This is a genomic window from Pseudomonas sp. Sample_20 (assembly GCF_004307585.1).
In the GTDB taxonomy this organism is placed as follows: Bacteria; Pseudomonadota; Gammaproteobacteria; order Pseudomonadales; family Pseudomonadaceae; genus Aquipseudomonas; species Aquipseudomonas atacamensis.
In genome coordinates, this window is sequence record NZ_RCOA01000093.1 from 1 (window position 1) to 23,474 (window position 23,474).

Sequence of the window (23,474 nt, forward strand, 5' to 3'; positions counted from 1 at the left end):
CCTACCCGGAGCTGGTGCAGGTGCTGGAACCGATGTTCAGCAATTTCGGCGGCCGGGATTCCTTCGGCGGCGAAATCGTGACCATCAAGTGCTTCGAAGACAATTCGCTGGTCAAGGAGCAGGCCGAACTCAACGGCAAAGGCAAAGTGCTGGTGGTCGATGGCGGCGGTTCGCTGCGCCGCGCCCTGCTGGGCGACATGATCGCCGCCAAGGCCGCGCAGAACGGCTGGGAAGGGCTGGTGATCTACGGTTGCATCCGTGACGTCGACGTCATTGCGCAGACCGATCTCGGCGTGCAGGCGCTGGCCAGCCATCCGATGAAAACCGACAAGCGCGGCATTGGCGACCTCAACGTCCCGGTGACTTTCGCCGGCGTGACGTTCCACCCGGGCCAGTACATTTATGCGGACAACAACGGCGTGATCGTTTCGCCGACTCCGCTGAAAATGCCTGAATAAGGTTTTCGACAAGGGATGCGGATGTTCGAGGAAGAAAACGCGCAATGGGGGCTGGTGCATGCCCTGGTGCTGGATGGCAAGGGTGGTGCGCGTTCGATAGCCCGGACTGAGCTCGACGATTTGCAGCTGCAGGCCCATGAAAGCCTTTGGTTGCACTGGGATCGCAGCCATCCGCAGACCCGTACCTGGCTGCGCAAATCCAGCGGGCTCAATGAATTCACCTGCGATCTGTTGCTGGAAGAGAATACCCGCCCGCGTCTGTTGCCATTGCCCGACTCCGAGCTGTTGCTGTTTCTGCGCGGTGTCAATCTCAATCCCGGCGCCGAGCCGGAAGACATGGTCTCGGTGCGGATTTTCGCCGCCGCTCAGCGAGTGATTTCCCTGCGCTTGCGTCCGTTGCGCGCTACGGATGAGTTGCTGGCGCTGCTGGGTGAGGGCAAAGGGCCGAGAACTTCCTCGGAATTGATGCTGTATCTGGCGCAGTTCCTCACCAATAAAGTGCAGGATCTGGTCACATGCCTGTCGGAAGTGGTGGATGAAGAGGAAGAAAAACTCGACGCCGACGAACGGTATACCCCCGAGCATGGGGCCATTTTGCACATCCGCCGCAGAGCCGCTGGGCTGAAGCGTTTTCTCGCCCCACAGCGGGATATTTTCGGACAGCTGACGCGGATCAAACTGCCGTGGTTCGTCGAAGACGACGCCGACTACTGGAACGAATTGAACAACAGCCTGACCCGTTATCTGGAAGAGCTGGAATTGACCCGAGAGCGCGTGGGGCTTGTGCTGGAGGCCGAAGACCGGCGTTTGAGCGTGCACATGAACCGCACCATGTATCGCTTCGGCATCATTACCTGCATCTTTTTGCCGATGAGTTTCATCACCGGTCTGCTCGGGATAAATGTCGGCGGTATTCCGTTCGCCGAAAGCCCGTATGGCTTCCTGATCGCCTGTCTGACGGTGCTCGCCCTGGCATGCGGCCAGTGGTGGTTGTTCCGTCGATTGCGCTGGGTGTGAACATGGCGCATGTGACCCGAGTAAATCTGCCCGCGTCTTTCACAGACATCACGAGAGGTGCGTATGCACGATCCGTTTGAACAGTCTTTGCGCGACATGCTCAACGCTTCGCCGTCCAGCCGCGACGACGATGCGTGCCTTGGCCGCGTACTCAAAACCGCCAACCGCCAGGTCGGCGCCGGTGATCTGTTCAGCCTGCTGGGCCGCTGGCTGCCCGCGCTGATGATTGCCCTGAACAATGGCTCGGCGCATGTCTCGCCGGTTTCCCGTCTTCGTAAAACCACTGCTCGCACTGCTGATAAGGCTGATTGAATATGGAACTTGATCTCTGGACTCAGAGCCTCGTCACTGCAATGACTGCGTTGTGGACCAAAGTCGCTAATTTCATTCCGAACCTGTTCGGCGCACTGGTTGTGCTGCTGCTGGGTTTCGTCGTGGCCAAGCTGCTCGACACCTTGCTCTCCAAATTGCTCGCCAAACTCGGCCTTGATCGCCTGATGGGCGGCACCGGGTTGACCAAGTTGATGTCGCGCGCCGGGCTGCAGGTGCCGATCTCGACGCTGATCGGTAAAATCGTCTACTGGTTCGTTCTGCTGATTTTTCTGGTATCTGCGGCAGAATCCCTTGGCCTTGAACGAGTTTCAGCTACGCTGGACATGCTGGCGTTGTATCTGCCGAAAGTATTCGGCGCCGCGCTGGTGTTGCTGGTCGGTGTGCTGCTCGCGCAACTGGCCAACGGGCTGGTGCGCGGCGCAGCAGAAGGCGTAGGCCTGGACTACGCTTCGGGGTTGGGACGGATCGCGCAGGGGCTGGTGATCATCATCAGCATTTCGGTTGCGATCAGCCAGCTCGAGGTCAAGACCGACCTGCTGAACCATGTGATTGTCATCGTATTGATTACCGTTGGTCTGGCAGTTGCGCTGGCCATGGGTTTGGGAAGCCGGGAAATCGCCGGTCAGATTCTTGCGGGAATCTATGTGCGTGAGCTGTACGAGGTTGGGCAACAAGTGCGTGTTGGCGAGGTCGAAGGCCAGATCGAAGAGATCGGCACGGTTAAAACCACATTGCTGACCGATGAGGGTGAGCTAGTCTCTCTCTCCAATCGGATCCTGCTGGAACAGCATGTGAGTAGCCGCTAAACCGGCAAACCCTGCTAATGTATGCCGCCGCAAAATGCCAGCCGAGGCTGGTTGTGGCGGACATTGACCTGACTGTCGGCACGACTTGTTTTGAATAAAGCCCAACCGCTATCCACGCGCTACGACCCCCGCGAGCTCTCTGATGAGGAGTTGGTCGCGCGCTCGCATACCGAGCTGTTTCACGTAACGCGCGCCTACGAAGAGTTGATGCGGCGTTACCAGCGAACATTATTTAACGTCTGCGCGAGATATCTTGGGAACGATCGCGACGCAGACGATGTCTGTCAGGAAGTGATGCTGAAGGTGCTGTACGGCCTGAAGAACTTCGAGGGGAAATCGAAGTTCAAAACCTGGCTTTACAGCATCACTTACAACGAATGCATCACGCAGTATCGGAAGGAACGGCGTAAGCGTCGCTTGATGGACGCTCTCAGTCTGGACCCTCTTGAAGAAGCGTCTGAAGAAAAGGCGCCGAAGCCGGAGGAGAAGGGTGGGCTTGATCGCTGGCTGGTGTATGTGAATCCGATTGACCGCGAAATTCTGGTGCTACGATTTGTCGCAGAGCTGGAGTTTCAGGAGATCGCAGACATCATGCATATGGGTTTGAGTGCGACAAAAATGCGTTACAAACGCGCTCTAGATAAATTGCGTGAGAAATTTGCAGGCATTGCTGAAACTTAGTTCAGCGCAAATATCTCTTACGTGTAGGCAAGTTCTGATAGACTTGCCGCCGAGTTGTCCCCCGGTTTGCGGGACTGCTTCACAATCACCAGATGGGGATTTAACGGATGAAACTGAAAAACACCTTGGGCTTGGCCATTGGTTCTCTGATTGCCGCCACTTCGATCGGCGCTCTGGCACAAGGCCAAGGCGCAGTTGAAATCGAAGGCTTCGCTAAGAAAGAACAATTCGACAGCGCTCGTAACTTCAAGAACAACGGCAACCTGTTCGGCGGTTCGATCGGTTACTTCCTGACCGACGACGTTGAACTGCGTCTGGGCTACGACGAAGTGCACAACGTACGTGCCGACGATGGCAAGAACGTCAAAGGCGCTAACACCGCTCTGGACGCTCTGTACCACTTCAACAACCCAGGCGACATGATTCGTCCATACGTTTCGGCCGGTTTCTCTGACCAGAGCATCGACCAGAACGGTTCGAACGGTCGTAACCGTTCCACCTTCGCCAACGTTGGCGGCGGTGCCAAGCTGTACTTCACCGAGAACTTCTACGCCCGTGCCGGCGTTGAAGCTCAGTACAACATCGACCAGGGCGACACCGAGTGGGCTCCTAGCGTCGGTATCGGTGTGAACTTCGGTGGCGGCTCCAAGCCAGCTGCTGCTCCAGTTCCAGCACCTGCTGAAGTCTGCTCCGACAGCGACAACGATGGCGTTTGCGACAACGTTGACAAGTGCCCGGACACCCCAGCCAACGTAACCGTTGACGCTGATGGCTGCCCAGCAGTTGCTGAAGTTGTTCGTGTTGAGCTGGACGTGAAATTCGACTTCGACAAGTCGGTAGTCAAGCCAAACAGCTACGGCGACATCAAGAACCTGGCTGACTTCATGAAGCAGTACCCATCCACCACCACTACTGTTGAAGGTCACACTGACTCCGTCGGTCCTGACGCTTACAACCAGAAACTGTCCGAGCGTCGTGCAAACGCCGTTAAGCAAGTTCTGACCAACCAGTACGGTGTTGAATCGTCCCGCGTTCAGTCTGTTGGCTACGGCGAATCCCGCCCAGTTGCTGACAACAAAACTGACGCTGGCCGCGCTGTAAACCGTCGCGTAGAAGCGCAGGTTGAAGCTCAAGCTAAGTAATTAGCTGCCGCTGATGGAAAAGCCCGGCTCAGGCCGGGCTTTTCTTTGTCTGCGATTTGGCTTCGCCGCTTAAAGCGCCTGCGCGTTGTACGCCGTCCCGGAGCTGCCGAAGGCTGCGATCTTTTGCTCTTGAGCAGCGGCCGCCACCGCGCCAATCACCAGAATCGCCGGGCTCTTCAATTCAAACGCCAAGGCATCCTCAGCCATCGCAGTCAAATCACTGCGACATTCACGCTGATGCGCCAAAGAGGCGTTTTCGATCATCGCCACTGGCGTATGCGCCGCCATTCCTCCGGCCAACAGCTGATCACGAATCTCGCCCAGCTTGGCCACGCCCATGTAAACCACCAGCGTCGTCCCGCCTTGCGCCAGCGCCTGCCAGTTCAACTGGCTGTCATCCTGGGTGTGCGCAGTCACCAACGTTACTCCGCGTGCCACGCCACGCAACGTCAGCGGAATATCGCATTGCGTCGCCCCGGCCAGACCGGCGGTGATGCCATTGACCAGTTCCACTGCAACCCCGCGCTCGCGCAACCACTGCGCTTCTTCGCCACCGCGCCCGAAAATACACGGATCGCCGCCCTTCAGGCGCACCACGCATTTGCCCTGGCGCGCATAACGCAGCATCAGCCGATGGATAAACGCCTGCGGGGTCGAACGGCAGCCGCCGCGTTTGCCCACCGGGATCACCCGCGCAGCCGGGCAGTGCTCCAGCACCGCGTCGTTGACCAGATCATCGATCATCACCACATCGGCCTCGCGCAATGCGCGCACCGCTTTGAGCGTCAGCAACTCCGGATCGCCAGGGCCTGCGCCCACCAGCCAGACTTTCGCATTCATGGTGTTGTCCTCTTTAAATGACCGCGACCGGCCGCGCTTCGGCAGCCAGCAGACGCTTGATTTCCGGCACGCAGGAACCGCATTGCGTACCGCATCGGAGATTGTTTTTCAGGCCTTGCAGATCCAGGCCCTGGCGAATGCCGGCGCAGACTGCGTTGAGGCTGACGTTTTCGCAATTGCACAAGGTCTTGTCGGTCGCAATGGCGCCGACAGCGCCCGGCGGCGCGCTCATCGGCGCGAGCAGCCAGCGCCGCAGTTGTTGGTCGGCGCGGCCCTCCAGCCAAAGGCTTTGCAGCCAGTGTTGCGCAAGGGTTTCGCCGGCCAGGCGAATCGCAGTGATACGGCCGTTCTCGATGCGCACCCGCTTGCCAATGGCGCGACGCGGATCGTCATAGGCCAGAACCGGGCCATCCAGCAAGGACAGGCATTGGTCGATCTCGCCCAGCAGCTGTGGATCCGGCGCCTGGCCGTGTGCAGCGCGTATCAGCAACGCTGGCCGCTCACGACCGACAAGGCTGAGGCTGACGTAGGAAAACGCCTCACACAGCGGTCGTAGCGTCTCGAAATGCCGCTGAACATCACCCTCGATCAAAGCGAACAGTTGCCACGGCAGGTTGACTGCCTCTAGACGCACGCCGCTGTGCTTGAGCTCCGGTTGTTTGGACAGTGGATCAAAAGCCGGCAAGGTCAGCGTGTTGACGCCGCCCTTGAGATAGCGATCGCCCCAGTGCATCGGCAGAAACGCCTGGCCCGGACGCACGCTGTCGTCGCTGCCGACCGCAACAATCACCGCGCCACGGCGGCTTTTCAGATTGACCAGATCGCCGGGCTGCAAGCGGTGCCGGCGCATTTCGTCCGGGTGCAGGCTCAGCACGGCTTCGCTGACGTGGCCGAACAATTGCGCGGCGGTGCCGGTGCGGCTCATGCCGTGCCACTGGTCACGCAGGCGGCCGGTGATCAAAGTCAGCGGGAAGCGCGCGTCGCGTTGTTCCTTGGCGGCGCGGTACGGATCGGCAATGAACTGCGCGCGGCCATTGGCTGTAGGGAAAATGCCGTCGCCGTACAAGCGTGGCGTGCCTTGCCGGGCGCCGGCAGGGAAGGGCCATTGCTGCGGACCGATCTCGTCGATCAAGGCATGACTGATCCCGGACAGATCCAGGTCTCGCCCACGGGTCAGCGCTTTGAATTCATCAAACAACTGCGAAGGTTGATCGAAAGCGAACAGACTTGGCTGCCTGGGGCGCAGACGTTTCTCCAGACGCTGTGCGAAATCCACCGTGATTGCCCAGTCCGGCCGCGCTTCGCCCGGTGCGACAACCGCTTTGCGCACGTGGGAAATGCGCCGCTCGGAGTTGGTCACCGAACCTTCTTTCTCGCCCCAACTGGCGGCGGGTAACAGCAGGTCGGCAAACGCAGCGGTTTCGGTGGTGCGAAAGGCTTCCTGCAACACCACAAACGGGCAGGCCTCAAGCGCAGCGCGGACTGCGCTTTGATCAGGCATCGATTGCGCCGGATTGGTACAGGCAATCCACAGTGCTTTGATTTTGCCGCTGCGCAGGTTTTCGAACAGTTCTATGGCGCTAAGGCCCGGCGCCTCGGGCAAGCTCTCCACGCCCCAATACGCCGCCACCTCGGCGCGATGCTCCGGGTTGGCGGCATCGCGGTGACCGGGCAGCAGATTGGACAAACTGCCGGTTTCCCGCCCGCCCATCGCATTTGGCTGACCGGTCAGGGAGAAAGGTCCTGCACCGGGCCGGCCGATTTGCCCGGTGGCCAAGTGCAGATTGATCAGCGCGCTGTTCTTTGCGCTGCCGGCGGTGGACTGATTCAGGCCCATGCACCACAGCGACAGGAAGCTCGGCGCCGTGCCGACCCATTCTGCGCATTGCTGCAGTTGCTCGATGCTGATGCCGCACAGTTGCGAAACCATTTGCGGGGTGTAATCGCGGACCAGCGTTTTGAGTTCGGCGAGGCCTTCGGTGTGCGCCTTGATGAAATCGCGATCGATCCAGTCTTCCCACAGCAGCAGATGCAAAATCCCATGGAACAACGCGACATCTGTGCCCGGAAGAATCGCCAGATGCAGGTCAGCCAAATCGCAGGTGTCCGTGCGACGCGGGTCGATCACGATGACTTTCATCTGCGGGCGACGGGATTTGGCTTCTTCAAGTCGACGGAAAAGTACCGGATGGGCGTAGGCCATGTTACTGCCGACGATCATCACGCAGTCGCTCAGCTCCAGATCCTCGTAGCTGCACGGCGGTGCGTCGGCGCCGAGGCTGCGTTTGTAGCCGACCACCGCCGAGGACATGCACAGCCGCGAATTGCTGTCGATGTTGTTGGTGCCGACCAGCGCCCGCGCCAGTTTGTTGAAGGCGTAGTAGTCCTCGGTGAGCAACTGCCCGGAGATGTAGAACGCCACGCTGTCCGGGCCGTGTTCGGCGATGGTTTCGGCAAACACGTTGGTCGCGTGGTCGAGGGCGGTATCCCAGTCAGTACGGCTGCGCGCCAGGCCTTTGCCCAGACGCAATTCCGGGTACAAGGCGCGGGCGGCGAGGTCGCCGGTCAGGTGCAGCGTCGAGCCTTTGCTGCACAGTTTGCCGAAGTTGGCCGGGTGCGCCGGATCGCCGCTGACGCCGAGGATGCGCTCGCCGTCATGCTCGATCAGTACGCCGCAGCCGACCCCGCAGTAACAGCAGGTCGAGGCGGTCGTCTGGCGGTTCATCAGATGGCGTCCCGCAGGGCCAGTTGCACCCGGCCATTCTCGACCCGCGCCGGATGGTGATGGGCACAGCCGATGTCTGGCGCCTGAGCTTCGCCGGTTTCCAGGTCGATCTGCCAGTTGTGCAGCGGGCAGGCCACGCGCTTGCCGTAGATCAGGCCTTGCGACAGCGGGCCGCCCTTGTGCGGGCAGCGGTCATCGAGGGCGAAAACCTCGTCGTCGCTTGTACGAAAAATCGCGATGTCTCCTTTCGGCCCGGCAATGATCCGCGAACCGAGGGCGTTGATCTCTTCCAGCGCACAGATATCGAGCCAGTTCATGCCGGCACCTCCAGGTTTTTCACGGGGATCACGTCGAATTCTTTCTTCAGTTGCGGCTGCGCCAGGCGCTCCTTCCACGGGTCCTGTTCGAACGACAGGGAGAATTGCAGGCGCTCGTTCAGGGCCTTGCGCCGCTCGGCGTCTTCGAGCACGTTCTTCTTGATGTGCTCCATGCCGACCCGTTGCAGGTAGTGCACGGTGCGCTCGAGGTAGAAGGCTTCTTCGCGATACAGCTGCAGGAACGCGCCGTTGTATTCACGGACTTCTTCGGCGGTCTTGAGCTTGACGAAGAACTCGGCAACTTCGGTCTTGATCCCGCCATTGCCACCGATGTACATCTCCCAGCCGGAGTCGACGCCGATAATTCCTACGTCCTTGATGCCCGCTTCCGAGCAGTTGCGTGGGCAGCCGGACACGGCCAGCTTCACTTTGTGCGGCGACCACATGTTGAACAGGTCGTGCTCGAGTTCGATGCCCAGTTGCGTCGAGTTCTGCGTGCCGAAGCGGCAGAACTCGCTGCCGACGCAGGTTTTCACGGTGCGGATGGATTTGCCGTAGGCGTGGCCGGACGGCATGTCGAGGTCTTTCCAGACGCCGGGCAGATCCTGTTTCTTGATCCCCAGCAAGTCGATGCGCTGACCGCCGGTGACCTTGACCATCGGCACGTTGTACTTGTCGGCCACATCGGCGATCCGCCGCAGTTCCGACGGATTGGTCACGCCGCCCCACATGCGCGGCACCACCGAATAGGTGCCGTCCTTCTGGATGTTGGCGTGGGCGCGTTCGTTGATCAGACGCGACTGCGGGTCGTCCTTGGCTTCGCCCGGCCAGGTGGAAATCAGGTAGTAGTTGAGCGCCGGGCGACAGGTCGCGCAGCCATTGGGCGTGCGCCAGTTCAGGTAACTCATGGTCTCGGCGATGGTCAGCAGGTGTTCCTGGCGGATCGCCTGACGAATCTGCCCGTGGTTGAGGTCGCTGCAACCGCAGATGGCTTTTTCGCTTTTCGGTTTGACGTCGGCCGCGCCACCCACCGTATTGATCAGGATCTGTTCAACAAGGCCGGCGCAGGAACCGCAGGAGCTGGCAGCCTTGGTGTGTTTCTTGACTTCATCGACGCTGAACAGGCCGTGTTCCTGAATCGCCTTGACGATGGTGCCCTTGCACACACCGTTGCAGCCGCAGACTTCGGCGCTGTCGGCCATGACCATGGCTTTGTCCTGGCCCTGATGTCCTACGTCGCCTAAAGCGTTTTCGCCGAACATGAGGTGATCGCGGATCTCGCCGATGGCGTGATTCTCACGAATCTGCCGGAAATACCAACCGCCATCTGCCGTATCGCCGTACAGACAGGCGCCGACCAGCACGTCATCCTTGATCACCAGTTTTTTGTACACGCCGCCGATCGGGTCGGAGAGGGTGATGGTCTCGGTGCCTTCGCCGCCCATGAAATCGCCGGCGGAGAACAGGTCGATGCCGGTGACTTTCAATTTCGTCGAAGTCACCGAGCCCTGATAGCGAGCGAAACCCAGTTGCGCGAGGTGATTGGCGCAGACCTTGGCTTGTTCGAACAGCGGCGCAACGAGGCCGTAGGCGATGCCGCGATGACTGGCGCATTCGCCGATTGCGTAGATGCGCGGGTCGTAGGTTTGCAGGGTGTCGTTGACCAGAATCCCGCGATTGCACGGAATGCCGGCCTTTTCTGCCAGTTCGGTGTTGGGGCGGATGCCGGCGGCCATCACCACCAGATCGGCAGGAATGATGTCGCCGTTCTTGAACTGCACCGAGCCGACCCGGCCATTGCCGGCATCGTGCAGGGCTTGGGTCTGTTCGCACAGGCGAAAGTGCAGGCCACGGGATTCCAGCGCCGATTGCAGAAGCTGGCCGCTGGTCTTGTCCAGTTGCCGCTCCAGCAGCCATTCGCCGAGGTGCACCACGGTGACGTGCATGCCGCGCAGCATCAGGCCGTTGGCCGCTTCGAGGCCGAGCAGGCCGCCACCGATGACCACGGCGTGTTTGTGGGTCCTGGCGGTGTCGATCATGGCTTGGGTGTCGGCGATGTCGCGATAACCGATCACACCCTGCAAAGTGTTGCCGGGGATTGGCAGGATGAACGGGGTCGAGCCGGTGGCGATCAGCAGGCGGTCGTACTCGGCTTCGGTGCCGTCCTCGGCAATCACTCGGCGTTTGACCCGGTCGATCTCCACCACTTTGCGGTTGAGCAGCAACTTGATGTTGTTTTCCAGATACCAGTCGAGGTCGTTGAGGACGATCTCTTCGAAAGTCTGCTCGCCGGCCAGCACCGGCGACAGCAGGATGCGGTTGTAGTTGGTATGCGGTTCGGCGCCGAAGACGGTGATGTCGTAGAGCTCGTCGCTCAGCTTGAGCAGTTCTTCCAGGGTACGCACCCCGGCCATGCCATTGCCGATCATCACCAGTTTGAGTTTTTTCATCAGGTTCTCCGGGAGCTGCGGCTGGCCTCTGGTGGGCCGTCGGGCCTTGCTCGACAAATTTTGCGCAAACAAAAAAAGGCGTCCCGCTAGTTGCCTAGCGAGGACGCCTTTGTCCTGGTCCCGTTCTCTCGGGAAGCGCAGCCTTCGTCGTTGAAGGTTGGGCTTTATGTATGGTGAAAAGGGTAATGCAGTGGTTGTGCCAACTACGCGAAGCGCGGTTTTATTCGTTAGGCGCGGTTATAGCGTTGATTTTTTGCACCGAATCGAAGCGGGTTGCCCGTTCGTGGAGCGTTCAGGCACATAGAGTTGTGGTGATTGGGCTGATGCCTTCGCGAGCAAGCTCGCTCCCACAGGGGGCTGTGGTGTTCACAAATCCCCTGTGGGAGCGAGCTTGCTCGCGAATGGCGCGGCGCGGTTCAACTGTGAAACAACAAAACCAGCAGCACTAAATTCCCCAGCAACGCCACCAACGCCATGGTCCGCCAGACCTTCAACGGCTCTCGCTCGAGTAAAGGCCGGGGCCGCATACTCAAACTTTGCCGCTCACCCTGTTCCAGCACCAGCAGCCACTCTTCAGCGGTTTCGAAGCGTTGCTGCGGATCGGCGGCGACGCCGCGTTCCAGACTTTGCGCCAGCCATTCCGGCAAGTCCGGGCGATAGCGACTGGCACTCACCGGCACGCCGAATCGGGGCCGCTGAAACGCTTCGATCTCGCCATAGGGGAAATGCCCGGTGAGCAGGTAATAGAGAGTGACGCCGACTGAGTACAAATCCTGCTGCGCACTCGGTGGTTCGCCGCGAAAAGCTTCCGGGGCGATGAAACCAGGCGTTCCCGGCAGGGTCGACGGCGCGTCCTCGGACAGTCCCGGGCAATAAGCCAGGCCGAAATCCAGCAGGCGCAGCTCGCCATCATCCCCCAGCAACAGGTTTTCCGGTTTGATGTCGCGGTGCAGAATCTGCCGTCGATGCAGCAGCCCGACCGCGCGCAATAGCCGCTCGGCGATGTCCTGCCACTGCGCCAGTGGCAACGGGCCGTTGAGTTGAAACATTTCGGCCAGCGTCGTCCCGGCGTATTCGCGCATCACGTAGTACAAATGCTGACGCTGAGTGCAGGCATGGATTTGCGGAAAATGCCGGCCGGCCACGCGCTTGAGAAACCATTCTTCCGACAGCAGCGCCTGCCCGGCTTGCGGATCGTCGGCGAGCCGCGTCGGCAAGGTCTTCAACAGCCAAGGCTGGCCCTGGCTATCGAGCACGCGATACAGCAATGATTGCTGGCTTTGGCCGGTAATGCCTTGCACCTGCCAGCCTTCAAACGCTTGCCCGGGTTTCAGCGTTGGCGGCAGTGGCCATTGCTGCAATTGCACCAGCGCATCGCCGATACTCGCTTCGCCCAGCGCATCGACGCGCACCAGCAGGGCACTGGCGTTGTCCTGACTGCCTGCCAGATGCGCGGCGTTGACCAGGGTTTGCGCTGCGCTGTGCAGATCCGCTTGATCACGCAGAATCGCGGCGATCGCGGTATCGCCCAGGGTCGACCAGACGCCGTCGCTGAGCAGCACGAAGCTTTCGCCCTCACGCAGTTCGCCGTCGAGGAAATCCAGGACCAGATGCTGATCGAGCCCGAGCGCACGTTTGAGCACGTGCTGCATGCCCGGTTGCTCCCAGACGTGATCCTCGCTGATGCGCTGCAAGCGCTCGGCGTGCCAGCGATAGACCCGGCAATCGCCGACGTGGGCGAGGGTGAAGCGCCGACCGCGCATCACCAGCGCGCTGACCGTGGTCAGCAGCGGTTGCCCGCCGCCGTTGGCCTGCAACCAGCGATTTTGCGCGAGCAGCAGGCGATCCAGCGCTTGGGCCACGCTCCAGGTTTCCGGCGTCGCGTAGTAGTCCTGCGCCAGCGCCTGCAAGGTCGAACGCGCGGCGAGGCCGCCATCGGCGCACTGGCTGACGCCGTCGGCGATGGCGAACAGATAACCCTTGCTCACCGCCAGTGCCGGCGCCGGTGTCACCGAACGCAGGGCGTCCTGATTCTCCGCGCGCGGGCCGGTGGCGCTGGCTTCGGCGAAGCTCAGTTGCAGGGCCATTGAGGCCTCAGACCCGCGCCGCTGTCACCGCCGCCGAGCCCCAGGTGGTTCTCCAGCGACGCTTGACGCCGTGCAGGCCAAACCAAGCCAACACACCCAGGCTGGCGAACAACCACAGCGCCAGTTGATAACTGCCGGTGCTTTGCTTGATCGCGCCCATACCGGCGGCGAGGGCGAAGCCGCCGATACCGCCGGCCATGCCGATCAACCCGGTCATCACGCCGATCTCCAGACGAAAACGCTGCGGCACCAATTGGAAAACCGCACCGTTGCCAGCACCCAAGCCGAGCATGGTGCAGACGAAAAGCGCCAGCGCCGCGTAGGAACTTGGCAGATTGAAGCCCACCGCTGCGATGCAGATGGCTGCGACGGTGTACATCGCCAGCAAAGTGCGGATGCCGCCGAAGCGATCGGCCAGCGCGCCACCCAATGGCCGCATCAGGCTACCGCCGAACACGCAGGCAGCGGTGTAATAGCCGGCGGTCACCGGGCTCAGACCGTATTGATCGTTGAAGTAACCGGGCAGGGCGCTGGCCAGGCCGATGAAGCCGCCGAAGGTGACGCTGTAGAAAAACATGAACCACCAGCTGTCGCGATCACCGAGGGCCTTGAAGTAGTCGGCCATGGCTTTGGGTTTTGGCCGCTGCGGGGCGTTTTTTGCCAACAGGGCGAACAGCACCAAGGTCAAAACCAGCGGGATCAGGGCGAAACCGAAAACATTGCTCCAGCCGAACGCGGCGGCAATCACTGGCGCCAGCAGCGCGGCGAACACGGTGCCGGAGTTGCCCGCGCCGGCGATGCCCATGGCTTTGCCTTGGTGCTCTGGCGGGTACCACTGCGAGGCCAGCGGCAGCGCCACGGCGAACGACGCGCCGGCCATGCCGAGGAACAGTCCGAGGATCAGCGCCTGTTCATAACTGTGGATGCCGAGTTTCCAGGCGCCGAACAGCGCGCAGATGACGATGACCTGGCCGATCAGTCCGGCGGTCTTCGGCGACAAGCGATCAGCGAGCATGCCCATGGCGAAGCGCAACACCGCGCCGGCGAGAATCGGCGTGGCGACGACGAGGCCGCGTTGCTGGGTGGTCAGGTGCAGGTCGGCGGCAATCTGCACCGCCAGCGGGCCGAGCAGGTACCAGACCATGAAGCTCAGGTCGAAATACAGGAAGGCCGCGAACAGGGTCGGGGTATGGCCGGATTTCCAGAAGCTTGAATTCATCGCGCACCTCGGCTGAAAAGATTCTCGAAAGGAGTCATGCACAGCAGGTGGAGCGCCTCACGGCCGCACCACCGGCCCCGCTCTATGGGGCCAAAACGCAAAAACGCCGCTACCTGATTCGCCGAGGGGCGAACGGGGTGAGCGACGTCTTTGTCGTAGGTGGGGCAACCGCCGTTGGTTACCTGTGCGTTTTACTTAGCGAGATTTGTGCCAACAGCTGAAAAGCAAAAGCCCCTCACCCTAGCCCTCTCCCAGAGGGAGAGGGAACCGAGCGGGGGATGGCCGAATCATTTGCCGATCTGAACGATTTCGAGTGAATCCATAATCGACTCGGTCGTTCAGGTCGGCGGACAGCGCCAGACAACGCGGTCGGTCCCCTCTCCCTCCGGGAGAGGGCTAGGGTGAGGGGCTCTTGATTTGCAGCGAAAACTTCAGCCCAGCAACTCGCTCATGGCAATGATCTGCTCCGCCACCTGAATCAGCTTCTGCTGGCGGCTCATGGCCTGGCGGCGCATCAGCGTATAGGCCTCTTCCTCGTTGCAGTCCTTCATCTTCATCAGCAAACCCTTGGCCAGTTCAATGCGCTTGCGCTCGGCCAGTTGCTGGTCACGGGCCTGCAATTGCGCGCGCAGGGCCTGGTCACTCTCGAAGCGCGCCATCGCCACGTCGAGAATCGGCTGCAACCGTTGTGCGTGAATGCCTTCGACGATGTAGGCACTGACCCCGGACTTGATCGCCTGACGCATCACCCCCGGGTCATGTTCGTCGGTGAACATCACGATCGGCCGGGGCTGGTCGCGGCTGACCAGCACCACTTGCTCCATGACATCACGGCTCGGTGACTCGGTATCGATCAGGATCACGTCCGGGCGCACCGTTTCGACGCGCGCCGGCAGGTCGATGGTCAGGCCGGACTCGTCGATCACCTCGAAGCCGGCCTCGGTCAGCGCCGCTTTCAGGCGTCCGACTTTTTTCGCGGTGTCGTTGATCAGCAGAATGCGCAACATGTTCGCGGTCTCCTGTCAGCGCTGGGCGAGAAGCGGGGCGGCGTCGCTCAGGGCATGCAGTTTGAAACTGCGCGCATAGCCCGCCGGATCGCTGCCGTCCCAGACCTTGCCGTCGAGCAACTGGCTGCTGCGCAGGTCTGCGTGCGAAGCCGCAATACCGACAGCGCTCGCTGCCTCGCGGTACAAATCCAGGCGCTGAACCTGACGGGCGACGGCCAGATAATCCGGATCCTCGCGCAACAGACCCCAGCGACGGAACTGGGTCATGAACCACATGCCGTCGGAAAGGTAGGGCAGATTGACCTCGCCATCGCCATGAAAACGCAGCGCATGCGGATCCTGCCAGCGATTGCCGAGGCCGTCGGCGTAATCCCCCATGAAACGCGGCTCGATGCACGCGGCGGGGGTGTCGAGGTATTCGGTGGCGCTGAGCAATTGCGCGGTGCTGCGGCGGTTTTCCGGGCTCTCTTCGATGAAGCGGCTGGCCTCAAGGATGGCCATGACCAGCGCCCGCGCGGTGTTGGGATATTGCTCGACGAATTCGCGGGTGCAGCCGAGGACTTTTTCCGGGTGGTCGGGCCAGATGCTCTGGCTGGTCGCCAGGGTGAAACCGAGATTCTGCTGCACGGCGCTGGCCGCCCACGGTTCGCCGACGCAAAAACCGTCGATGCGCCCGGCTTGCAGGTGCGCAACCATTTGCGGCGGCGGCACCACCACGCTGTCGACGTCCTGCAACGGATGAATGCCCTGGCTCGCCAGCCAGTAATAAAGCCACATCGCATGGGTGCCGGTGGGGAAGGTCTGGGCGAAGGTCAGTTTTGCGCGGCTTTGGTGCACATGCCGATCGAGCGCTTCAGGACTGTTCACGCCAGCCTGTTGCAAACCATGGGACAGGTTCAGGCTCTGGCCATTCTGGTTCAGGCCCATCAGCACTGCCATGTCGGTGGGGGCGACGCCGCCGATGCCCAGGTGCACCGCATAAATCAGCCCGTACAGACTGTGCGCGGCATCCAGTTCGCCGCTGACCAGTTTGTCGCGCAAGTTGGCCCATGACGCCTGACGCTTGAGGTTCAGGGTCAGGCCGTAGGGCTGGGCGAAGCCCTGAGTGGCGGCGACCACCACCGAGGCGCAGTCGCTCAGCGCCATGAAGCCTAGATCGATCGCGCTCTTTTCCGGCGCATCGCTGCCATTGACCCAGGCCAGAGGCCCCAAGGACGTTTCGTTCATACGCTACCTCAAAAAAAACGTCGTCCCGGATTCTGCGCAAGCAAAACCCGGGGACGACGCCATTGTCCTGGCCTGCGCGCCGTCATTGGTCGGCAGACTGATGAGCGGGGTGGTGCAAGGCATATGCCAGTCGCCTGATTCGCGCAGGCGCCTCGCGCCGGGGGACGATGCCCGGCTATAATCGCCGCCTCTTTTCGCCGCCCGAGTCATTGCCGCCCATGTACACCCTGGCCCGTCAGCTGTTGTTCAAACTTTCCCCGGAAACCTCCCACGATCTGTCGCTGGATCTGATCGGCGCGGGTGGACGTTTGGGCCTCAACGGCTTGCTGTGCAAGGCGCCGGCGAAAATGCCGGTGACCGTCATGGGGCTGGAGTTTCCGAACCCGGTAGGGCTGGCGGCAGGTCTGGACAAGAACGGCGCGGCCATCGATGGCTTTGCGCAACTGGGTTTCGGTTTTGTCGAAATCGGCACCGTGACCCCGCGTCCGCAGCCGGGTAACCCGAAACCACGAATCTTCCGCCTGCCGGAAGCCGAGGCGATCATCAACCGCATGGGTTTCAACAACCTCGGTGTGGACAACCTGCTGGCGCGGGTCGCTGCGGCAAAATACCAAGGCGTGCTGGGCATCAACATCGGCAAGAACTTCGACACTCCGGTCGAGCGTGCGGTCGACGATTACCTGATCTGCCTGGACAAGGTTTACGCCCACGCCAGCTACGTCACCGTCAACGTCAGCTCGCCAAACACCCCGGGCCTGCGCAGCCTGCAGTTCGGTGACTCGCTCAAGCAATTGCTCGCTGATCTGGCCACCCGTCGTGCCGAACTGGCCCTGCGTCACGGCAAGCATGTGCCGCTGGCGATCAAGATCGCGCCGGACATGACCGACGAAGAGACTGCGCAGGTTGCCCAGGCATTGATCGAAACCGGCATGGACGCGGTGATCGCCACCAATACGACTTTGAGCCGTATCGGCGTCGACGGCATGGAGCATGGCGACGAGGCGGGCGGGCTGTCGGGTGCGCCGGTGCGTGAGAAGAGCACCCATACCGTGAAAGTGCTGGCGAGCGAATTGGCCGGGCGTTTGCCGATCATTGCTGCGGGCGGGATTACCGAGGGCAAACACGCGGCGGAGAAAATTACCGCTGGCGCGAGCCTGGTGCAGATCTATTCGGGCTTCATCTACAAAGGCCCGGCGCTGATTCGTGAATCGGTAGACGCCATCGCCGCGTTGCGCTGAGGATTGCCGAGGACTTGTCGGAGCCTTTGTGGCGAGGGGATTTATCCCCGCTGGGCTGCCCAGCAGCCCCAAACCTTGCACATTGATATGCCAGTTAAATTGAAATTCCGATTTCGCGACTGCTGCGCAGCCGAGCGGGGATAAATCCCCTCGCCACGTGGCTCCCGGTTAACCCTTTTTGCAGGCATTAAAAAGGGCTCCTCGAAGGAGCCCCTGGGCCGTAGCCCGCCGTCCGGGAAGGACGTGCGTGGTTAGTTCATTGCAAATTCAGATTGTCGTGTCGGAATAAATGCCCTGTGTCAGCCGACGGCGTGAAGTTCGTTGAGTCTGTGGATTCCCGCAGTGCCGGTCATACCGTCCCAGTTGTCGCCGCGTCCTTCTCGCCAGCCGTTGATCCAGGCTTGACGTACCGACGGTAGAGTAAATGGGCAAAGCTCACGGGATTTGCCACCAACGCCATATTGATATCCGCGCAAAAATGCTCTTTCCAACGGATCACGCTTAAGTCTTCTCATAGGGTGTTTCCCTCACTTGTTGACTGTAGTGTCGCGTTGACCTCAATTGAGGTCTGGCAGAAAAAACCTGCCATCGTGCGGCTCGCTGCCGGCGTGGCGAGCCAAGGTGTTGACGCCGTTGCGACGTCAACCTGTGCTCAGTTCTAACCAATGAGTCACACAGAGGGAATGATCGTTTTGTCATAAGCACGTAACGTAAAGGATGCTATGGCGATAAGTAACCGCGTATTTATTCAACGTTCATTGCGCAAACCCCGGTATGATCGGCGCCCCGCTGACTCAGGGGGTTAATCCTTTAGTGAGAATGACCCACGTTTGCGCTTGGGTAATATTCGACGAAGGGTCGCTTTCAGTCTTTTTGTTGCACCAACTTTTTTATCTGTCCCGGCATCTAAGCTCTTTTAACCCGAGCAGCGGGGATGGAACGGCACACCTTCGTGCCACGCGGGCGCTCTTTCAGAAAAGCGCCTGATTGAAAACCGGGTCGGCAATGCGTTGCCGGCCCACTAGCCAAAGGCTCTGGAATTACCATGTCCGATCGTTTCGAACTCTTCCTCACTTGCCCCAAAGGCCTTGAAGGCCTGCTCATCGAGGAAGCCGTCGGGCTTGGCCTTGAAGAAGCGCGCGAGCACACCTCCGCCGTGCGTGGCATGGCGACCATGGAAACCGCCTATCGCCTGTGCCTCTGGTCGCGTCTGGCCAACCGCGTGTTGCTGGTGCTCAAGCGTTTCCCGATGAAGGACGCCGAAGACCTCTACCACGGCGTGCTCGACATCGACTGGCAGGATCACATGCTCAGCGACGGCACCCTGGCCGTCGAATTCAGCGGCCACGGTTCGGGCATCGACAACACCCACTTCGGCGCGCTGAAAGTCAAAGACGCCATCGTCGACAAACTGCGCACGCCGCAGGGCGATCGTCCATCCATCGACAAACTCAACCCGGACCTGCGCATTCACCTGCGTCTGGATCGCGGCGAAGCGATTCTGTCCCTCGACCTGTCCGGCCACAGCCTGCACCAGCGTGGCTATCGCTTGCAGCAGGGCGCGGCGCCGCTGAAGGAAAACCTCGCGGCGGCAATCCTCATTCGTTCCGGCTGGCCGCGTATTGCTGCCGAAGGCGGCGCGCTGGCTGACCCGATGTGCGGTGTCGGTACGTTCCTCGTTGAAGCGGCGATGATCGCCGCCGACATGGCGCCGAACCTGCGTCGCGAGCAGTGGGGCTTTACCGCGTGGCTCGGTCACGTGCCGGCACTGTGGAAAAAACTCCACGAAGAAGCCGTCGAGCGTGCCGCCGCCGGTCTGGCCAAACCGCCGCTGTGGATTCGCGGTTACGAAGCCGATCCACGACTGATTCAGCCAGGCCGCAACAACGTTGAACGTGCCGGCCTCAGCGAGTGGATCAAGATCTATCAGGGCGAAGTGGCGACCTTCGAGCCGCGCCCGGATCAGAACCAGAAAGGCCTGGTCATCTGCAACCCGCCGTACGGCGAGCGTCTCGGTGACGAAGCCAGCCTGCTGTATCTCTATCAGAACCTCGGCGAGCGTCTGCGTCAGGCCTGCCTGAACTGGGAAGCGGCGGTGTTCACCGGCGCCCCGGATCTGGGCAAGCGCATGGGTATCCGCAGCCACAAACAGTATTCGTTCTGGAACGGCGCGCTGCCGTGCAAACTGCTGCTGATCAAGGTTCTGCCGGATCAGTTCGTCACTGGCGAACGCCGCACTCCGGAACAGCGCCAGGCCGAGCGCGAGCAAGCCGCTTACGATCAGACCCCGGACGAGCCGCAAGAGCGCAAGTTCAACAAGAACGGCAACCCGATCAAGCCGACGCCAGCCCCGGCGCCAGTGATCGAACAGCCGCGCCTGAGTGAAGGCGGGCAGATGTTTGCCAATCGCTTGCAGAAAAATCTCAAGGCGATGGGCAAGTGGGTCAAGCGCGAAGGTATCGATTGCTACCGCGTCTATGATGCCGACATGCCGGAATACGCGATGGCCATCGACCTGTACCACGACTGGGTGCACGTTCAGGAATACGCCGCGCCGAAATCCATCGACCCGGAAAAAGCCTCGGCGCGCATGTTCGATGCGCTGGCGGCCATTCCGCAGGCATTGAACGTCGACAAGAACCGCGTGGTGGTCAAGCGCCGCGAGCGGCAGAGCGGCACCAAGCAGTACGAGCGTCAGGCGGCGCAGGGCAAGTTCGTCGAGGTCAATGAAGGTGGCGTGAAGTTGCTGGTCAACCTCACCGACTACCTCGACACCGGCCTGTTCCTCGATCACCGGCCGATGCGCATGCGCATTCAGAAAGAGGCGGCCGGCAAACGCTTCCTCAATCTGTTCTGCTACACCGCGACCGCCAGCGTGCACGCGGCCAAGGGCGGCGCGCGCAGCACCACCAGCGTCGATCTGTCGAAAACCTATCTGGACTGGGCGCGGCGCAACCTGTCGCTGAACGGCTTCTCGGACAAGAACCGTCTGGAGCAGGGCGATGTGATGGCGTGGCTGGAAAGCAGCCGCGACGAGTACGACCTGATCTTCATCGACCCGCCGACGTTCTCCAACTCCAAGCGCATGGAAGGCATCTTCGATGTGCAGCGCGATCAGGTGCAGTTGATCGACTTGGCGATGGCGCGGCTGGCACCGGGTGGCGTGCTGTATTTCTCCAACAACTTCCGCAAGTTCCAGTTGGAGGAAAACCTCGCCGAGCGTTATGCGGTCGAGGAAATCAGTGCGCAGACCATTGATCCGGATTTCGCCCGCAATACCAAGATCCACCGCGCCTGGAAAATCACGGCTCGTTGACGCTTTCACTGGTTGGATCCACAGAGCGTTGATTTTTAACGGCTCGGTGGATCCAGCGGTGCTGGCTAAATTAGTGGCTAATAGCTATAACTCACACACCGCCAATGGGGTTTTCCCGCAAATCTGGCGGAGTGAGTCGTGCTTATGCCGTTGCACCCCGTGCGCCCGAAAATCCTCGGTTTCATCAGTGAAGACGTCTCAGCCTGGCTGGTCGCTTTGCTGGTGTTGCTTGCCGGCGGGATTCTCACTGGGCTGCTCGCGTGGGGCACCTTCAACCAGTTTCAGCAACAATCGCGTCAGCGTTTCCAACTGCTGGCCAACGAACGCTACAGCCGTATCGCCGAACGTTTTCAGGACCAGGAGCAACGTCTCGATGGTCTGCGCCGGTTCTTCGCCAACTCCGAATCGGTGTCCCGCGCCGAATTCGATGGCTACTCACGCCCTTTATTGCTGCGCACCCAAGCCTATACCTACGCCCCGAAAGTCAGTGGTGCCGAGCGGGCCGCGTTCGAACAGCAGGTGCGTGATGAGGGCCTGAGCAATTTCACCATTCGCGAGCTCGACGCCAATGGCGAGCTGCAACTGGCGGCAGCGCGCGACGCATATGTGCCGGTGCTGTACACCCAGACCCAAAGCCGATTGGCGCCACCACTGGGTTATGACTTGCTCGCCCAACCCTTGCGCCGCGAAACCCTGCAACGCGCCGACCAGCTCGGCAGCATGGCGGTGTCGCAACCGATGCACCTGGTCGGGATTGAGCCGTCCTACGCGCGTGGGGTGTTGCTACTGGCGCCGGTCAGTCGCGCCGGAGAATCGCAGCCGTTCGGCTATGTGATGGCGGTGATCAGCATGCGCCAGTTGCTCGCCGACGGTTTGCCCGATGCCCTGCACGATTATCTGTCGGTGCGCATTCTCGACCTGTCGACCCAGGATCAGCACGAAGCGCTGTTCGAATCGAGCAACGAGGCGGTGCCCGGCGATTTGGCAGCGACGCGCTTGCTGCGCATGGCCGATCACGACTATCAGGTCGATATCCTGCCGAGCGAAGCGTTCATGCAGGCCAACCATTCGTCGGTGGGCAGCGTGATCATTCTTGGTGGCTTGCTCAGCGCATTGCTCAGCGCCTTGCTTTATGTGCTGGTCAGCCAGCGCCAGCGCGCGGTGCGCCTGGTCGAGGTGCGCACCCAGGAGTTGCACGAGCGCGAGCAGGAATTGCGCGGCACCCACGGTCAACTGCGCGGCGTGCTGAATGCCGCCACTCAGGTCGCGATCATCGCCACCGACCTGCGCGGCGTGATCAACACCTTCAACCCCGGTGCCGAGCAAATGCTCGGCTACAGCAGCGCCGAAGTCGTTGGGCGCATGACCCTGGAGAACCTGCATTTGCCACGGGAACTGGCGGCGCGTTCGGCCGAGTTGAGTGCGCGCTACGGCAAAAACATTCCGACTTGCCACGCGATGCTGGTCGAGGGCGGCGAAGTCGGCGGCCACGAGGCACGCGAATGGACCCTGGTGCGCAGCGATGGCAGTCACCTGCCGGTGAACATGCTCGCCACCCCGGTGCTTGACGAGCAAGGCCTGTGGGTCGGTCATCTGGCGATCTGCATCGACATCACCGAACGCAAACGCGTGCACGAGGTGCTGGCAGCACGCGACACATTGCTGAAGAAGCTCAGCGCCCATGTTCCCGGTGGCATCTACCAATTCAAGATGGAATTCGACGGACGCTTCAGCGTGATCTACGCCAGCGATGGCATCCGCGAAATCTACGAGCTGGAGCCGGATGTGCTGCTGCTCGACTCCGAGGCGATCTTCAGTCGTATCCACCCGCAGGATGCGATTCGCGTGCGCAGCTCGATCCGCGAATCGGCGGAAAACCTCAGCCCGTGGCGCGAAGAGTACCGCGTGCAACTGCCCGAGCGCGGTCTGCGCTGGGTGCGCGGCGAGGCGACACCGGAAGAGCTGCCGGGCGGCGGAGTGCTGTGGCACGGTTATATCTCGGATATCTCCGATCTCAAGCGCGTGGAAGAAGAATTGCGCGCGTTGTCGATCACCGACTCGCTGACCGGCATTCACAACCGCCGCTATTTCCAAGAACGCCTGACCACCGAAATGGCCCGGGTCGAGCGTGGTGGCGGTGAGTTGTCGGTGATCATGCTCGACATCGACCACTTCAAACGCATCAACGATCAGTTCGGCCACGCCGTCGGCGACCGCGTGCTGCAAGCAGTCTGCGAGCGGATCGGCCATCGCCTGCGCCGCACCGATGTGTTCTGCCGTTTGGGCGGTGAAGAGTTCATGGTGCTGTGCCCGGACATCGACGGTGAACACGCCTACATGCTGGCGATGGAGTTGTGGGAAGGTTTGCGCAGCGCGCCGGTGGACGTGGTCGGCTTGGTCACCGCGAGTTTCGGCATCGCCAGCTGGCGCCCGGGGGAGGGCGCAGATGCGCTGTTGCTGCGCGCTGACTCAGGGGTTTACGCGGCGAAGCAGAATGGCCGGGATCGGGTTGAGCGGGAGATGAGCTGAGCCGCTGATGCTCGATACACCACAAACCTGTGGAAGCTGGCTTGCCAGCGATAGGGTCATTCCAGTCAGCATATTCGGTGAC

General features: G+C 61.1%; 18 protein-coding genes. 9 read left to right on the plus strand and 9 right to left on the minus strand.

Annotated features, from left to right (window positions below):
- From rraA to D8U70_RS19605, 6 genes are all read left to right on the plus strand, one after another.
- The coding region (gene rraA, locus D8U70_RS19580; protein ID WP_130929553.1) for a ribonuclease E activity regulator RraA at nucleotides 1-458 on the plus strand (458 nt) is incomplete at its 5' end.
- A 21-nt stretch (nucleotides 459-479) separates the two neighbouring features.
- Nucleotides 480-1,475 carry a zinc transporter ZntB gene (locus tag D8U70_RS19585; RefSeq protein ID WP_130929554.1) on the plus strand — a complete coding sequence of 332 codons (996 nt, stop codon included), beginning with the start codon at nucleotides 480-482 and terminating at the stop codon, nucleotides 1,473-1,475.
- A 63-nt stretch (nucleotides 1,476-1,538) separates the two neighbouring features.
- Nucleotides 1,539-1,787, plus strand: a complete 249-nt coding sequence (locus D8U70_RS19590) for a hypothetical protein (RefSeq protein WP_003223293.1) — start codon at nucleotides 1,539-1,541, stop codon at nucleotides 1,785-1,787.
- A gap of 2 nt (nucleotides 1,788-1,789) precedes the next feature.
- Complete coding sequence (locus D8U70_RS19595; protein ID WP_016773831.1) at nucleotides 1,790-2,614, plus strand: mechanosensitive ion channel domain-containing protein; 825 nt, start codon at nucleotides 1,790-1,792, stop codon at nucleotides 2,612-2,614.
- Between the two features lie 90 nt (nucleotides 2,615-2,704).
- The gene (sigX, locus tag D8U70_RS19600; protein WP_016773832.1) at nucleotides 2,705-3,295 is read left to right on the plus strand and encodes an RNA polymerase sigma factor SigX; all 591 of its coding nucleotides are present in this window, start codon (nucleotides 2,705-2,707) and stop codon (nucleotides 3,293-3,295) included.
- 107 nt (nucleotides 3,296-3,402) lie between these two features.
- Nucleotides 3,403-4,437 carry an OmpA family protein gene (locus tag D8U70_RS19605; RefSeq protein ID WP_071171582.1) on the plus strand — a complete coding sequence of 345 codons (1,035 nt, stop codon included), beginning with the start codon at nucleotides 3,403-3,405 and terminating at the stop codon, nucleotides 4,435-4,437.
- Nucleotides 4,438-4,506: 69 nt separating this feature from the next.
- Here the strand turns inward: D8U70_RS19605 and cobA are convergent, their stop codons facing one another.
- From cobA to D8U70_RS19645, 8 genes are all read right to left on the minus strand, one after another.
- Nucleotides 4,507-5,277 carry a uroporphyrinogen-III C-methyltransferase gene (gene cobA, locus D8U70_RS19610; protein WP_130929555.1) on the minus strand — a complete coding sequence of 257 codons (771 nt, stop codon included), beginning with the start codon at nucleotides 5,275-5,277 and terminating at the stop codon, nucleotides 4,507-4,509.
- Nucleotides 5,278-5,290: 13 nt separating this feature from the next.
- Nucleotides 5,291-8,002 carry a nitrate reductase gene (locus D8U70_RS19615; protein WP_130929556.1) on the minus strand — a complete coding sequence of 904 codons (2,712 nt, stop codon included), beginning with the start codon at nucleotides 8,000-8,002 and terminating at the stop codon, nucleotides 5,291-5,293.
- Complete coding sequence (gene nirD / locus D8U70_RS19620; RefSeq protein ID WP_016773836.1) at nucleotides 8,002-8,319, minus strand: nitrite reductase small subunit NirD; 318 nt, start codon at nucleotides 8,317-8,319, stop codon at nucleotides 8,002-8,004. The genes D8U70_RS19615 and nirD overlap by 1 nt, the downstream gene beginning before the upstream one ends.
- A complete protein-coding gene (gene nirB, locus D8U70_RS19625) occupies nucleotides 8,316-10,769 on the minus strand; it encodes a nitrite reductase large subunit NirB (protein WP_016773837.1) in 2,454 nt (817 codons plus the stop codon). The genes nirD and nirB overlap by 4 nt, the downstream gene beginning before the upstream one ends.
- A 416-nt stretch (nucleotides 10,770-11,185) precedes the next feature.
- Complete coding sequence (locus D8U70_RS19630) at nucleotides 11,186-12,856, minus strand: bifunctional protein-serine/threonine kinase/phosphatase (RefSeq protein WP_130929557.1); 1,671 nt, start codon at nucleotides 12,854-12,856, stop codon at nucleotides 11,186-11,188.
- A 7-nt stretch (nucleotides 12,857-12,863) separates the two neighbouring features.
- Nucleotides 12,864-14,075 carry a nitrate/nitrite transporter gene (locus D8U70_RS19635; RefSeq protein WP_016773839.1) on the minus strand — a complete coding sequence of 404 codons (1,212 nt, stop codon included), beginning with the start codon at nucleotides 14,073-14,075 and terminating at the stop codon, nucleotides 12,864-12,866.
- Between the two features lie 431 nt (nucleotides 14,076-14,506).
- Nucleotides 14,507-15,082 carry an ANTAR domain-containing protein gene (locus D8U70_RS19640; protein ID WP_007916390.1) on the minus strand — a complete coding sequence of 192 codons (576 nt, stop codon included), beginning with the start codon at nucleotides 15,080-15,082 and terminating at the stop codon, nucleotides 14,507-14,509.
- Between the two features lie 15 nt (nucleotides 15,083-15,097).
- Complete coding sequence (locus tag D8U70_RS19645) at nucleotides 15,098-16,309, minus strand: CmpA/NrtA family ABC transporter substrate-binding protein (RefSeq protein WP_071171587.1); 1,212 nt, start codon at nucleotides 16,307-16,309, stop codon at nucleotides 15,098-15,100.
- 218 nt (nucleotides 16,310-16,527) lie between these two features.
- Here D8U70_RS19645 and D8U70_RS19650 point away from each other — a divergent pair, with 218 nt between their 5' ends.
- Nucleotides 16,528-17,547, plus strand: a complete 1,020-nt coding sequence (locus D8U70_RS19650; RefSeq protein WP_073473978.1) for a quinone-dependent dihydroorotate dehydrogenase — start codon at nucleotides 16,528-16,530, stop codon at nucleotides 17,545-17,547.
- Between the two features lie 299 nt (nucleotides 17,548-17,846).
- Here the strand turns inward: D8U70_RS19650 and D8U70_RS19655 are convergent, their stop codons facing one another.
- Entirely contained in the window at nucleotides 17,847-18,062 is a 216-nt protein-coding gene (locus D8U70_RS19655) for a ribosome modulation factor (RefSeq protein ID WP_003223300.1), read from the minus strand.
- 530 nt (nucleotides 18,063-18,592) lie between these two features.
- On the opposite strand from D8U70_RS19655, the gene rlmKL reads away from it, so the two are divergent.
- On the plus strand, nucleotides 18,593-20,863 hold the full coding sequence (gene rlmKL / locus D8U70_RS19660; RefSeq protein WP_039763005.1) for a bifunctional 23S rRNA (guanine(2069)-N(7))-methyltransferase RlmK/23S rRNA (guanine(2445)-N(2))-methyltransferase RlmL: 2,271 nt from the start codon (nucleotides 18,593-18,595) through the stop codon (nucleotides 20,861-20,863).
- A gap of 144 nt (nucleotides 20,864-21,007) precedes the next feature.
- Entirely contained in the window at nucleotides 21,008-23,392 is a 2,385-nt protein-coding gene (locus D8U70_RS19665) for a diguanylate cyclase (RefSeq protein ID WP_130929558.1), read from the plus strand.
- Nucleotides 23,393-23,474: the final 82 nt, after the last annotated feature.

What these genes read in the sequence shown, in the direction of transcription:
- nirD (WP_016773836.1), bottom strand. Translation starts at nt 8,319, where the DNA reads ATGAACTGGCTCGATATCTGTGCGCTGGAAGAGATCAACGCCCTCGGT.
- D8U70_RS19590 (WP_003223293.1), top strand. Translation starts at nt 1,539, where the DNA reads ATGCACGATCCGTTTGAACAGTCTTTGCGCGACATGCTCAACGCTTCG.
- D8U70_RS19595 (WP_016773831.1), top strand. Translation starts at nt 1,790, where the DNA reads ATGGAACTTGATCTCTGGACTCAGAGCCTCGTCACTGCAATGACTGCG.
- D8U70_RS19650 (WP_073473978.1), top strand. Translation starts at nt 16,528, where the DNA reads ATGTACACCCTGGCCCGTCAGCTGTTGTTCAAACTTTCCCCGGAAACC.
- D8U70_RS19585 (WP_130929554.1), top strand. Translation starts at nt 480, where the DNA reads ATGTTCGAGGAAGAAAACGCGCAATGGGGGCTGGTGCATGCCCTGGTG.
- nirB (WP_016773837.1), bottom strand. Translation starts at nt 10,769, where the DNA reads ATGAAAAAACTCAAACTGGTGATGATCGGCAATGGCATGGCCGGGGTG.
- D8U70_RS19655 (WP_003223300.1), bottom strand. Translation starts at nt 18,062, where the DNA reads ATGAGAAGACTTAAGCGTGATCCGTTGGAAAGAGCATTTTTGCGCGGA.
- D8U70_RS19615 (WP_130929556.1), bottom strand. Translation starts at nt 8,002, where the DNA reads ATGAACCGCCAGACGACCGCCTCGACCTGCTGTTACTGCGGGGTCGGC.
- D8U70_RS19665 (WP_130929558.1), top strand. Translation starts at nt 21,008, where the DNA reads ATGCCGTTGCACCCCGTGCGCCCGAAAATCCTCGGTTTCATCAGTGAA.
- D8U70_RS19640 (WP_007916390.1), bottom strand. Translation starts at nt 15,082, where the DNA reads ATGTTGCGCATTCTGCTGATCAACGACACCGCGAAAAAAGTCGGACGC.
- cobA (WP_130929555.1), bottom strand. Translation starts at nt 5,277, where the DNA reads ATGAATGCGAAAGTCTGGCTGGTGGGCGCAGGCCCTGGCGATCCGGAG.
- D8U70_RS19630 (WP_130929557.1), bottom strand. Translation starts at nt 12,856, where the DNA reads ATGGCCCTGCAACTGAGCTTCGCCGAAGCCAGCGCCACCGGCCCGCGC.
- rlmKL (WP_039763005.1), top strand. Translation starts at nt 18,593, where the DNA reads ATGTCCGATCGTTTCGAACTCTTCCTCACTTGCCCCAAAGGCCTTGAA.
- D8U70_RS19635 (WP_016773839.1), bottom strand. Translation starts at nt 14,075, where the DNA reads ATGAATTCAAGCTTCTGGAAATCCGGCCATACCCCGACCCTGTTCGCG.
- D8U70_RS19605 (WP_071171582.1), top strand. Translation starts at nt 3,403, where the DNA reads ATGAAACTGAAAAACACCTTGGGCTTGGCCATTGGTTCTCTGATTGCC.
- D8U70_RS19645 (WP_071171587.1), bottom strand. Translation starts at nt 16,309, where the DNA reads ATGAACGAAACGTCCTTGGGGCCTCTGGCCTGGGTCAATGGCAGCGAT.